The sequence below is a fragment of the Treponema sp. Marseille-Q4523 genome, from assembly GCF_016901105.1.
Taxonomy (GTDB): Bacteria; Spirochaetota; Spirochaetia; order Treponematales; family Treponemataceae; genus Treponema_D.
Window position 1 is genome coordinate 42,067 of record NZ_JAFEVM010000022.1, and the last position, 12,630, is coordinate 54,696.

A 12,630-nucleotide genomic window follows, 5' to 3' on the forward strand; every position below is an offset into this window, starting at 1 on the left:
TTTTATTAGTATATGTTCATACGTTTAAGAACTTAAACCAAAGAACACATAAACAAAATACAAGGAGACTCCATGCAGCGATTTTTTAAGCATCCGAGGATCATCATCGTCGTATGCCTCGTCATAACGGGCATACTCGGTATCCAGCTCAAAAACATTAAGCTCGACAATTCGGTCAGACAATTTTTCCCGCACAAGCACGCATCCTACACGCGTCTCATCGACACGGAAGATATGTTCGGCAGTACCGTCGTCATCGGCGTTTCGCTCGAAACGGACGGCGGATCGATCATCACGCCGGAAAACATCGCAATCATCGACCGCATTACGACCGAAATCGAAGCGCTTGAAAACGTGGAAAGCGTCGATTCGCTCACGAACATCGACTTTATCTACGGAAAAGATGACGCGCTCATTGCGGGAAACCTTATCGGCGTCGAACGGGAAAACGGACTTTTGCCGCCGCTCACCGACGAGCAGGCGGAAACGGTAAAGCGAAACATAAACGATTGGGACGATATGTACCGCCGCGTCATCCTCTCCGACGACGGGCGTGCGGCTCAAATGCAGATCATCTTAAAATCGAACAACCATCCCGATCCGAATGAAGTACACGAATCGGACGAAGCCGTGAGGCAGCGGACGCTCAATGCGATCCGCGACATCGTAGGTAAAGCGACGGAACACACGAACCTCAACGTCATCTATTACGGAGATCCCGTCCTCACCGAAAGCTCGAGAAAATTCATGCTGCGCGATTTGAAAAATCTCATTCCCCTCGTCGTCGTCGTCGTATTGATCACGCTGTTTTTAAGCTTTAAAACGCTCGACGGAACGCTGCTCCCGCTCATCGCCGTACTCATGGCGACGATATGGACGTGCGGCACGATGGCGGCGTCGGGCTTTACGTTTACGATCGTCACGAGTATCATCCCCGTCGCGCTCATCGCGTGCGGGTCGGCATACGGTATCCACGTGCTCACGCACTACTACGTAGCCCTCGACGATGCGCTCGAAAAAGGAGGTACGCTCACAAAAGAGACACACAAAGCGCTCATCATCGAAAGCCTCAAAGACGTGTTCGTTGCGGTGTTCCTTGCGGCACTCACGACGGCGATCGGCTTTATTTCGCTCGTCACAAGCCCCATCGGGCCGCTCCACAGCTTTGCGATATTCACCGCACTCGGCATCGCATTTTCATTGATCCTTGCAACGACGTTTATCCCCGCGCTGCTCATGATAAAAAATCCGGAAAAGGTCGGTTACCGCTCGAAGCGCTTTGCACAAGCGGAAGCAAAAGTCAAAGCGAAAATCGAAGCGAAGCGGACGGGATCGCACCGCTCAAGCGAAACGCTGTACGGTATCTACAGCTTTTTTTGCGGCTCTAAACCGCGCATATATCTGTTCTGTACGCTCATCGTGCTGTTTTCCGCAGTCGGTCTTTCGCGCCTGCACATCGATACCGCGCTCATCAGCTATTTTCCGTATATGTCGAAACTGCGACAGGACGTCTACTACGTCGACGAGCGTTTTGCCGGAACGAATACCGTATACATGATCGTCAAAGGGCCGGTACAAAAAGACGAAAACGGAAACGACGTGCTCGACGAAGACGGAAAGCGCGTGTACGTTGCGGGAAGCATGACAAAACCGGAAATATTAAAACCGCTCGACGACATGCAAACCTATCTGCTCGACAACTTCGACAGCGTCGGAAAAATCGTTTCGTTTACGACGTTTATAAAACGCATGAATCAAGTCATGCATGTTCCGTCAACGGAAAACGTTTCGGATGCAAGCGCATCCCTGATCGCCGATGACAGCTTCGGAAGCGGAGATTTCGGCAGCGACTTCGGTTCAAGCGACTTCGGTTCGAACGATTTCGGAAACGACTTTGCCGCAAGCGATTTCGGAGGAGACTTCGGTTCTTCTTCCGCACCCGAAACTGAAGCGCCGATCGATTTTATCGATCCGAATATAGACTATGCGCGAAAACTTTCCGAAAAGATGTCGGTACGGGATATGCTCGATATGCTTTCTGCAGCGTATGTAGAAGCCGGCGGGCAGCATGCGACCGTCGAAAAAATCGTGTCCGCCCTCGAAAAGAAATTCAATTACAACGGGATCGATTATTACGAAATCCCCGACGACGTAAAAAAATATCCCGCGGCAAACCGCGAAGCGCTTTCCGACCTCGTGTCGCAGTATCTGCTCCTCTTTTCGGGTTCGCTCGACCGCTTTGCAAATAACCAGCTCCAGCCGTCGGTTTTGCGCACGCAAGTGCAATTCCGCTCGCACAGTACGGACGATATCACGCACTTTATCGATACGGCGAGCGACTATGCGCAAAAGCATTTTCCCGAAGGCTATACGGTCGAATTCACCGGGCCGGGAGAAATGGAAGCGACGATGACCGATATGGTCATTTCGAGCCAGCTCAAATCGCTGCTCTTTTCGCTCATCTGCGTGTTCATCGTCATCGCCGTTTCGTTCCGCTCCGGCTGGGCGGGACTGCTCGGCACCGTACCGCTCGCGTTTACCATTTTGCTCAACTACATGGTCATGGGATTTTCCGGGATCAAGCTCGACCTCGTGACGAGCATTCTCGCGTCGGTTGCCATAGGTGTCGGCATCGACTATACGATCCACTTTCTCGAAACGTACCGCGCCGAGAGGGCGCTCACGCGCGACGGAAAAGACGCGGCAAAGCGGACGTTCAGAAAAAGCGGTATCGGTATCATCACGAACGCGCTCGCCGTCGGACTCGGTTTTCTCGTGCTCTATTTTTCGCAATTCGTCGTGCTCCGCTTTATCGGCATCCTCGTCGCGATCGTCATGTTCACAAGTTCGGCGCTCGCGATGACGATCATTCCGGGCTTCCTCGTCGCCTACGATCCGAAATTCATACGAGCGAAAAAGGAGGTCGAACGAGATATCGGTGAAAACGACACGGAATAGGAAATAAGAAAGTTTTTATAGGAGGACGATCCGAAGCGCCGTCTGAAATATCGCCGCCGCTTCGGATCTCGAGTTTGCGCGGATGTTTGCGGAAGATAGGTACACGCATCGTTTTGATGAAAATCGAATGAATACGATACAGTATATTTTCGCAAACTCGATCATTAAACGTGTGTGCTTATGCGCACGACTAAAGAGTTTTGCAGAAAGTTGCAACTTTCTGCAAAACTCTTTATAGGGGGTATTATGAAAAAAGCATCGCTTATTAAAATCACTTTTGCGGCGGCGGCTTTCGCCGCAGCGGGAGCGGCATTTGCCGAAGACGGGCGCGCTGTCATCGAAAAGGTACTCAACGTAAAAAAGCCAGCCTACAATCATTCCCTTATTAAAATGGATTTGATTGCAAAAAACGGTTCGATCGAAGAAAGCCGCGAAATCGAAGAATACGGGCGGCACAACGCACAGACGGACACGTCGGACGTCGTCATCATTTTCAAAAACAGCACGAACAAGGGCAATATCAATACGCGCTTTCTCCAAATGGAAAAGAAAAACGCCGACGACGACAAATGGATCTACCTTCCGGCGCTCCGCAATACGCGCCGCGTCAATTCGAGCGAAGGCGATAAATCGTTTACCGGAACGGATGCAACCTACGACGATATGTCGACGCGCGAACTCGACGACGACACGCACGAACTGCTGAAAGAAGAGCAAAAAAACGGCTTTGGTTGCTACGTCGTCAAATCGACTCCGGTAAACGCGTCGAAAGCGCAATACAAATACCGCATCCAGTGGATCGATAAAGCGACCTACGTTCCGGTGTATGCGGAAATGTACGATAAAAAAGACGGCTCGCTTTTAAAAGTGCTCACCGTCGAAAAACTTAAAAACATCGGCGGCTACAATATCCCCATGTCGAACGTGCTCAAAAACGTGCAAACGGGTCACTCGACGCGCATTGCGATCACGCAGCGAAAAGATGCAAACGGAAACGTGCTCGATAACATCATCCTCGATAAGCCGATCCCCGACCGCGTATTTACTCAGAACTTCCTCAACACGGGCAAATAAAGATTGCAGTAAAATCGACAACGGTAAAAATTATTAATAATTAAACAAAGGGGACACGGATATGAAAAAGACAAAAGCCATTGCGGCGCTGATCGGTGCGCTGTGTTTTACACTGCCCTATTTTGCGCACGCGCAGGATGCGCTCGATTTCGAGAGCGCGGACTTCGGAAGCGATGTGTCCGACGATTTCGGCGGTGCATCGCAGGGCGTTAAAAGCGCGGGGCTCAGCGTCGGAGGCGAAGCGAAAATCGATTTCCGCTATTACGTCGACAGCAGGAACTCGGACGGCGACAATAAATCGTTTTCCGATTGGGATACGTATATCAAACCGAAAGGAAAGATCGAACTCGCATACGAAGGGAGCAAAACGGAAGCCGACGTAAAATTCGCGTTCAACAAAGACGTCATCGCCGACTACCCCTTCGACATCATCGATGAGATGACGCTCCGCGCGTATCTCGGAGACTTTGTGCTCGAAGGCGGCAAAATGAAAGTCGTCTGGGGCAAGGGCGACAAACTGCACGTGCTCGACAACTTCAACGCGAACGATTACACCGACTTTATCATCCCCGACTACATCGACAGGCGCATTTCCGAACCGATGGTGCGCCTCGTATGGAACGCACCGAAAGATGTCGGCATAGTAAACAGCCTGCGCATCGAAGGCGTCTATGCGCCGTTTATGACCGCCGATCGTTACGGAAGCGGTATGTGGCAGCCGGCTGAAATGAGTACGCTGAAAAGGAATGTGACGGCGGCGGTGGCAAGTGTCATCGGCGGCGCATTTCCTGGCGGCATTACCGGTACTACCCCTCCGCCAATCATAGTACAATATATGACAATGCTTTCGCGCGCAAATTCTCTCGCCGGTAATAATTTTTACCCGAACCTCTACCGGCTGAAATACGGACAGGCGGGAGTGAGAGCGACGGCGACGCTCGGTACTTGGGATGTGGGGCTTTCGTATTATACGGGGCGCAGCAAAAAAGCGTCGGTCAATGCTGCAAAGCTGCGAAGCTATGTTGAAACGTATCTTAAGACCGGAAATGTCGCCGAGGGCGACAAATTCATCGACTACGACCGGCTGCACGTCTTCGGCGCGGAAGGAGCGAAAACCTTCGGCGGATTCAATTTCCGCGCGGAAGCGGCGTACACGATGACGAACGATTTTGCCGGCAGCGACGTGGCGATTCACAATCACTCGATCGGCTGGGTGTTCGGATTCGACAAAGATCTGCCGCTCAGTAACCTCAATGTAAACGTGCAGACGATCGGTACCTGCGTACTGAACGACGGCGGCGTACGCGATAACGGCGCAGACGACGTCGACTACAACGCGAACGCGAGCTACACGAACGATAAAATCGTCGTAAACATTTCCGACAGCTGGAATCACGAAAAGATCAAACCGGAACTGAGCGTCATCTGGGGCATCGAGCGCGAAGACCTCATCGTCATGCCGCAGATAACGTGGAACGTCGCCGACAGCTTCGACATCATCGCATCGGGTTTATTTATCCACGCGTTCGATTCGGACAAAAGCGAGTTCTCCGCCTTCCGTCACAACAGCTTTGTGCAGCTGGGCATGAAATACAGGTTTTAAAAAATAGGATAACAAACAAGGAAGCAGGGGCTGTCCCGAAAGTTATTGAAAACTTCGCAAAGGACAGCCCCGCGCAAAAACGCAGGCGGCGCGCAAAAATCGATATGCGATCTTTGCGCGCTTTACACGATCCGCAGTTTAGTTTCTGTGCGCGATCCAATAATCGCGGACGGTTTCGATGTTGTTGTAGATATAGTCGAAATCGATCTTCCACAGCGGAATATCGGCAAGCGGGATGTTTCCTTTAGCCGACGGATTTTCAGGCCGCACCGACCACGAACCGAGAGAAACGAGCGGCTCATAGCCCTTCCCTTTTCCGTCTTCGCCTCCCATCCAAAATTTAATAAAAAGCTTTGCGGCGTTCGGATGTTTGCATTCGTTCGCGATTGAAATAAAGTTCAGCGCGGGAATGCCGTTCGACACGTGCATCGTCGTCGGACCGTAATTGATCGCGTAACCGTCACGCTGCTTTCGAAGCTTTACGGAAGACGCGTAGCCGACCGGCGGATTTTTTTGTCCCTTTGCACCGACGAGTTCGATAACTTCATCGGAGCCCTTTGCGATGATCGGCGAGTTTGCGAGAAAGCGCTTGATAAAAGCATAGCCCGCGTTCGGCTCGTCTTTTTCAAGCTGAATTTTTTTACCGAACACTTTTTGGTAATCAGCCGCCATTTCGTCCGCATGCTGCACCATAGCCGTAAGCGGGGCGCAGTAAGCGTCGTTGCTCGCCGCGTCCTGAAATACGACGCGTCCCTTCCATTCGGGCTTCGTAAAATCCCACCACGACGTAATCGGACACGTTTTATACACTTCGGTATTGTAAAACCACAGATTAAGTTCGAGCATGAGTGGAGTGAGCGTCATATAAGAAGCCGGAACGTTTTTGAAAATCGATGCAGGCTGATAGTTATGCAGCATACCTTCGGAAAACATTTCATACGTGTATTCGCCGACCTGCTCTTTCGAATGCAAAATATCCACCGTGCGGATGCCCGATTTATATTCGGTTGCGAATTTTTCTTTCAACGTGCCGGAAGAAATATCGTATACTTCCACGTTGATGCCGGGGTACGCTTCTTTAAAAGCGTTTGCAACTTTTTGCGTACGGCTCGAAATCGTATAAATGACGAGGGAGCCTTCGGCTTTCGCCTTTTGATAGAGCTCGTCGACGCTTTCGTCTTTATCGAGTCCGTTGTCCTTCGCCCACTTCGCTTCTTGGCTGTTCGATTTCGTTTCGGTTTGTCCCATCGAAAATGCGGACGAAAACATCGCCGCCGCCAACAACATCGCTACTGCAATCTTTTTCATCTGTACTCCTATAAAAACTTTTGCAGGAAATATCAATTTCCGAAAAAGTTTTTAGCCGTGCGCGTGCGCGCACACGTTCAATAGTCGAGTTTGCAAAATAAAGCGTATCGTATTCATACAATTTTTATCGAAACGACACGTATACACGTCTTCTGCAAACATCCAAGCAAACTCGAGATAAAAAGCGACGGCGATATTTCAGACGGCGCTTTTTATCGTACCTCCTATATTAATAATTAATTACAATATCCGATAATTACCTCGATACGATCAATCGCTTTCGCCTTCGGCGGATTTTTTTACGAGAACGCCGGACGACGCGTCGAACACGTTGAGCTTTTCGGGGGCTATCGCCGCGTAAACCGTTTCATCGGCTTTGTAGTGACGGATACCGAGCCGCTTTGCAAGGAAAGCTTCTCCGGCGAGGGAAAGGCGTATGAGCGTTTCACTTCCCGCAGGCATGCTCGAATACACGCGGCACTCGACGGCCCCCTTGGAAGCCGTATTGGAAATCGTCACTTCTTCCGGTCGAAAGCCTATTCTGCAGTCGAATGTGCCTTGGGGAAGAGCATCGGTGCAGTCGCTTTTTTGAAATGTGAAATTTCCGAGCGCGCTTTCGACTTCGAGCCCCGCTTCCGTCCGTTTCGCTTTTCCGCCTGTGAGATTTATTTTCGGATTTCCGATAAATTCCGCGATGCGCACGCTTGCAGGATTTTGGTATAAGCTCATAGGACTTGCGACCTGTTCGATGTGCCCGTTGAAAAAAACGGCGATGCGCGTCGACAGCGTGAGCGCTTCCACTTGATCGTGCGTCACATAGATGATCGTCGTACCCATCTCCTCGTGCAATCGCTTCAGTTCGCTGCGCATATCGACGCGGAGCTTTGCGTCGAGATTCGACAGAGGTTCGTCGAGTAAGAGGAGTTCGACCGGCGAAGCGATAGCGCGGGCAATGGCGACGCGCTGCTGTTGTCCGCCTGAAAGCTCGGACGGATAGCGCCCCGCATATTCGCCGATCTGCATGCGGCTGAGCGCACTTTCGACAAGCTTTTTGATTTCGTCTTTCGGCGTATGCTTTACGCGAAGACCGAAGGCGACGTTATCGAATACCGTCATGTGCGGCCACAAAGCGTATGACTGAAACACGAGATTTAAGCCTCGCTTTGCAGGAGGTGCGAAAAAACTTTCGGCCGCGTTTACGATGCGCTCACCGTCCATGACGATTGAACCCGACTGCGGTTTTTCGAGTCCCGCGATAACGCGCAGCGTCGTCGTTTTGCCGCAGCCCGAAGGACCGAGCAGCGTCATAAACTCTCCGTCTTCGATCGTCAAATCGACGTCTTTTAAAACGCGGTTCGTTCCGTAATATTTGTTGATGCCGGTCAATACGATTTTGCTCACGTCTAGCCTCCGAGTCCGCCGGCAATATCGGCGTGGAAAAATTTATTTGCGATCCAGTAAAATAAAAACACGAGGATAAAGAGTACGATTGCGACGGCGCTCGCCGGCTGTTGAAAGCCGTTCGTCGAATAGGTGTACGCCATATACGGCAGCGTCGCCTGCGTCGGCGTCATGAGGATGACGATCAAATCGAGTTCCTTTGCGATGCTTATCAAAATGAGCATGAGACCGCTCATAAAACCGTTTTTGGAAAGCGGAAACACGATTTTGAAAAAGCGCGTCAAAAAATTCGCACCCGCGATCTGCCCCGCTTCTTCAAGCTCCGTACTTATCTGGAGCATATTGGACGTACCCGCGCGGGAAGCGAAGGGCAAATGCTTTACAATAGAAACGAGGACAAGCACGGCAAAGGTACCGTACAGCGACGGAATGAGCGTCAGCGGATGTCCGAAAAACGAAACGCGGGTCGGAGATGCGAACATGGCAAGGTACATCGCACCGAAAGCGATCGACGGAATGAGATACGGGATAAACACGAGCTGTTCGACGAGCTTTCCGCTTTTTAAATGCCTGCCGCGCGAATTGATATAGCCGATGACCTGTCCGCAGATCGTCGCGATGACGGCCGTCCACGCAACAAGCAAGAGCGTATTTTTGACGAACATCCAAAACTGCGGCGATTTGAAAACGCCGGGAAGTCCGTCGGAAATCAAGGGGTCGCTTTCGCCGAGCCAGTGATGCAGCGTAAAATTCGAAAAACTGTAATCGCCGGCTTGGAGCATAAAGGTTTGATAAAGCAAAATGCCGAGCGGCAGGATGACGGCTACGGCCAAAAATGCGGAGAGTACGACGACCGTCGGCGCTTTCCACGAACCGAGCGAAAGCGGCGTCGAGCGTCCGCCCTTTCCGCCGATCGTCGCATAGGATTTCCGCGAACCGATAAGCTTTTGATTGACGAAGATATTTACCGACGCGATGAGGATAAGCATGATGCTGATCGCAAAGCCCGTGCCCTTTTGCGATTGGACGGTCGCATAGAGCGAGGTCGAAATCGTATAGTAGCCGACTTTGAGACCGAGGAAAGACGGAACGCCGAAAGTGCCCATCACTTTTGAAAAAGTCAATATGACGCTCGAAAGAATGGCCGGAAGCACGAGCGGAAAAGTGATCTTCCTGAGCATAAGCCCCTTCGACGCGCCGACGATCTCTCCCATCTCTTCGAGTTCCGAATTGATCGAACGGAGAGCTGCGGAAACGAGGAGATACGCATAGGCATAATAATGTATGGAAAGCACGAATACGATCGGAAGCGGCCCGTAGGCGAGCCAGTCGGGAGCGTTGATGCCGAGATAGCTCAAAAATCCCGCAGCCCCTCCTATCGTTTCGTTACGGAACACGGTGAGCCAAGCCATGGATTTGCACCACGACGGCAGCATATACGGCACGATCACCGCAAGAGAGAAAAATCTTTTTGCCGGCAGATCGGTACGCACTAAAAGCCACGCGACAAGAGAGCCGATGAGGATCGAAAGCGCACTCGTACAAACCGCGATGACGAGGGAATTGCGGAGCGGGATCCAAAAGAGATTGCGCGAAACATCGCTTGCCAAAAGCCGCTTCCAATAGTACAGCGTAAACTGACCTTCGACCGCACCGCGCACGCGACGGAGGTCGGTTTTCGCCATCGTAAAGGTCGTACCGATCATCTGCACGAGAGGCACGACGATGAGATAGCATAAAATCGCTACGGAAACGAGCATGATGATATTGTACGGATCGGTAAAATAATTTTTCAGGCGATTTTGCAGCCGTCTCCGCCGGGAAAAGGGTGGAAACGGCTCATCGGCATCGTACAGTGCAGGTCGCATCACATACTCCATTGAAAGATCCGACATCGGTCGCCGGGTAATGACGGGAACTTCTAAAAACTCGGGTGCATTTTTAGATGCTCTTCATACAAAAAACGCGGTTTATGCAAAGCAAAACCGCGATGATTTAATCGATTGATATAAGTGTATAGCACATCTTGTGAAAAGTCAACATTTCGCATTGCACATTTCGCATTGCACGCACACTGCTGCATGCACCACAGCGTACGTCGCTGCCGCTTACGTGCGGCAGTTAAGATTGCAAACAAAAATTAATAATTCTTTAAAGCCGTACACTTTTCGAAAAATTATTAAAAATTTATCGCGCTTACGACTGCGGCGACCCCCGCACGCCCGACGTTACTGCTCCTGCCGGCACCCCACACTTGCTTTCCGTCTTCCGTCGTGATCTGCACATACGCCATAGCGCTCGTATCGCTGCCGCGTCCGATGCTGTGTTCGTGAAACGATGTTATATTGAATTTCGGAACGGGTGTCGATTTCAGCGCATTGACGAAAGCGTCGAGAGGACCGTTTCCCTTTGCGCCGATCGTATACTTTTCGCCCTTCCATTCGACTGCGGCGCGGCACATAACCTGTTCGTCGCCGTCGTTTTCGATACCGCTGTCGAGATGCGTTTCGTTCAAATCGAGTATTTTAAGCGGAGAGGTTTTATTGAGCCATGTCTTTGCAAAGATATCGTATATCTCTTCGCTTTTGAGTTCCCGCTGCGCTTCGTCCGCAGCAGCTTTAACGATATCGCCGAAAGCCGTATGCATCGCTTTGGGCAGCATGATACCGTAGTCCTGTTCAAGGATAAAGGCCGCTCCTCCCTTTCCGCTTTGACTGTTGATCCTGATGATGCCTTCGTATTGCCTTCCGATGTCGTGAGGATCGATCGGAAGATAAGGCACATCCCACAGCGCATTTTCTCCGGCGTCCGCGCGACAGGCCATGCCTTTTCGGATCGCATCCTGATGAGAACCGGAAAAGGCGGTAAACACGAGCTCGCCCGCATAAGGCACGCGCGGGCCGACGGCCATGCCGGTAAACTCTTCGTAACGTTCACGCACGCCGTCGATGTGCGTAAAATCGAGAGCGGGATCGACACCCTGCGTATACATATTGAGGGCGACGTTTACGATGTCGAGGTTTCCCGTACGCTCGCCGTTTCCGAAAAGCGTACCTTCAACTCTGTCTGCTCCCGCAAGCAAGCCGAGTTCGCACGATGCGACGGCTTCCCCGCGGTCGTTGTGATTGTGCAAACTGACGATGACGTTTTCGCGGTTCGAAATGTGTTTGCAAAAATATTCGATTTGATCGGCAAAGATGTTCGGCGTCGCGCATTCGACCGTCGTCGGCAAATTCAAAATAATTTTATCGCTTGTCGTTTTCGCCCACGCTTCTTTTACCGCTTCGCAGATTTCGACCGCATATTCGATTTCGGTCGTCGAAAAACTTTCAGGCGAATATTCGAGGCGGATATGCGTGTCGCCCGCATCCGAAAGACAGTCCTGCACGCACTTGACGCCGTCGAGGGCAAGCTGCGTGACTTGCGCCTTTGTCATGCCGAACGTATATTTTCGCTGTGCGGGGGACGTCGAATTGTATATGTGGAAAATCGCTTTCGGCGCACCTTTCAGCGATGCAAAGGTTTTTTTGACAAGGTGTTCGCGCGCCTGGCAGAGCACTTGCAGCGTTACGTCTTCGGGCACGCGGTTTTCTTCGATAAGCCGGCGTAAAAACACATACTCCGTTTCGGATGCGGACGGAAATCCCACTTCGATTTCTTTGAATCCGATCTTTACGAGCAGATCGAAAAAATCGAGCTTTTGCTCTACGCCCATAGGATTGACGAGCGCCTGATTGCCGTCGCGGAGATCGACCGAACACCACACCGGCGCTTTTGTGATAAGCTTATCCGGCCACTCGCGCTTTCCGATATCGATTTTCGGAAACTGCCGGTATTTTCCTTTCGCATCCATTCCTGCCATTGTATTGCTCCTTGCGCATCGCGCCGCGCACCGCTATTTAAAAACAAAAAGACCCGCCGCCGAAGCGACAGGTCTGTAATTTATAGGATAACGATATACAGCACCTTTACCGTCGGCAAATTGAGAAAGTATTTGCATATAGTAGCGCCGTATATATCATATAATAAGTATCGCATAAAAAAACTGCTCTGTCAAGCTTACAGCACAAGCGTACGGCACAAGCGAGCATCGGCGGGAGGCGGAAATCCTTTTTTGTAAAAAATGCTGTATTTTCGGACGATGTTGTGGTATAGTAAAGCAATAACGGTATTGTTGCATGATTCTTATACGGCGATTTGCCTGACAAGAGAATTATGACGGATACGGAGAAGAGGCGTAGGTGAATAGCCCGCTTGGCTTTTACAGAGAAAAGAATGAATATAAT

General features: G+C 51.0%; 7 protein-coding genes. 3 read left to right on the forward strand and 4 right to left on the reverse strand.

From position 1 onward, the window contains the following. Nucleotides 1-72 precede the first annotated feature (72 nt). The 3 genes from JSQ97_RS08230 (at nt 73) to JSQ97_RS08240 (ending at nt 5,635) form a co-directional block, all read left to right on the forward strand. Nucleotides 73-2,958 (forward strand): efflux RND transporter permease subunit, encoded by a 2,886-nt coding sequence (locus tag JSQ97_RS08230; protein ID WP_205075612.1) that lies wholly within the window; start codon nt 73-75, stop codon nt 2,956-2,958. A 246-nt stretch (nt 2,959-3,204) separates the two neighbouring features. Next, nucleotides 3,205-4,032 carry an outer membrane lipoprotein-sorting protein gene (locus JSQ97_RS08235; RefSeq protein ID WP_205075613.1) on the forward strand — a complete coding sequence of 276 codons (828 nt, stop codon included), beginning with the start codon at nt 3,205-3,207 and terminating at the stop codon, nt 4,030-4,032. A gap of 61 nt (nt 4,033-4,093) precedes the next feature. Continuing rightward, nucleotides 4,094-5,635: a hypothetical protein gene (locus tag JSQ97_RS08240; protein ID WP_205075614.1), complete on the forward strand. Its 1,542-nt coding sequence runs from the start codon at nt 4,094-4,096 to the stop codon at nt 5,633-5,635. A 138-nt stretch (nt 5,636-5,773) separates the two neighbouring features. Here the strand turns inward: JSQ97_RS08240 and JSQ97_RS08245 are convergent, their stop codons facing one another. From JSQ97_RS08245 to leuA, 4 genes are all read right to left on the reverse strand, one after another. Then, the gene (locus JSQ97_RS08245; protein WP_205075615.1) at nt 5,774-6,943 is read right to left on the reverse strand and encodes an ABC transporter substrate-binding protein; all 1,170 of its coding nucleotides are present in this window, start codon (nt 6,941-6,943) and stop codon (nt 5,774-5,776) included. Nucleotides 6,944-7,213: 270 nt separating this feature from the next. Continuing rightward, nucleotides 7,214-8,344, reverse strand: coding sequence for an ABC transporter ATP-binding protein (locus JSQ97_RS08250; RefSeq protein ID WP_205075616.1), 1,131 nt, complete (start codon nt 8,342-8,344; stop codon nt 7,214-7,216). A 2-nt stretch (nt 8,345-8,346) separates the two neighbouring features. Further along, on the reverse strand, nt 8,347-10,224 hold the full coding sequence (locus JSQ97_RS08255) for an ABC transporter permease (RefSeq protein ID WP_239447038.1): 1,878 nt from the start codon (nt 10,222-10,224) through the stop codon (nt 8,347-8,349). 299 nt (nt 10,225-10,523) lie between these two features. Continuing rightward, a complete protein-coding gene (gene leuA, locus JSQ97_RS08260; RefSeq protein WP_205075617.1) occupies nt 10,524-12,206 on the reverse strand; it encodes a 2-isopropylmalate synthase in 1,683 nt (560 codons plus the stop codon). Nucleotides 12,207-12,630: the final 424 nt, after the last annotated feature.

Excerpts from the sequence above, each read along its gene's own strand:
- JSQ97_RS08230 (WP_205075612.1), top strand. The coding sequence starts at position 73 with ATGCAGCGATTTTTTAAGCATCCGAGGATCATCATCGTCGTATGCCTC.
- JSQ97_RS08235 (WP_205075613.1), top strand. The coding sequence starts at position 3,205 with ATGAAAAAAGCATCGCTTATTAAAATCACTTTTGCGGCGGCGGCTTTC.
- JSQ97_RS08240 (WP_205075614.1), top strand. The coding sequence starts at position 4,094 with ATGAAAAAGACAAAAGCCATTGCGGCGCTGATCGGTGCGCTGTGTTTT.
- JSQ97_RS08245 (WP_205075615.1), bottom strand. The coding sequence starts at position 6,943 with ATGAAAAAGATTGCAGTAGCGATGTTGTTGGCGGCGGCGATGTTTTCG.
- JSQ97_RS08255 (WP_239447038.1), bottom strand. The coding sequence starts at position 10,224 with ATGGAGTATGTGATGCGACCTGCACTGTACGATGCCGATGAGCCGTTT.
- leuA (WP_205075617.1), bottom strand. The coding sequence starts at position 12,206 with ATGGCAGGAATGGATGCGAAAGGAAAATACCGGCAGTTTCCGAAAATC.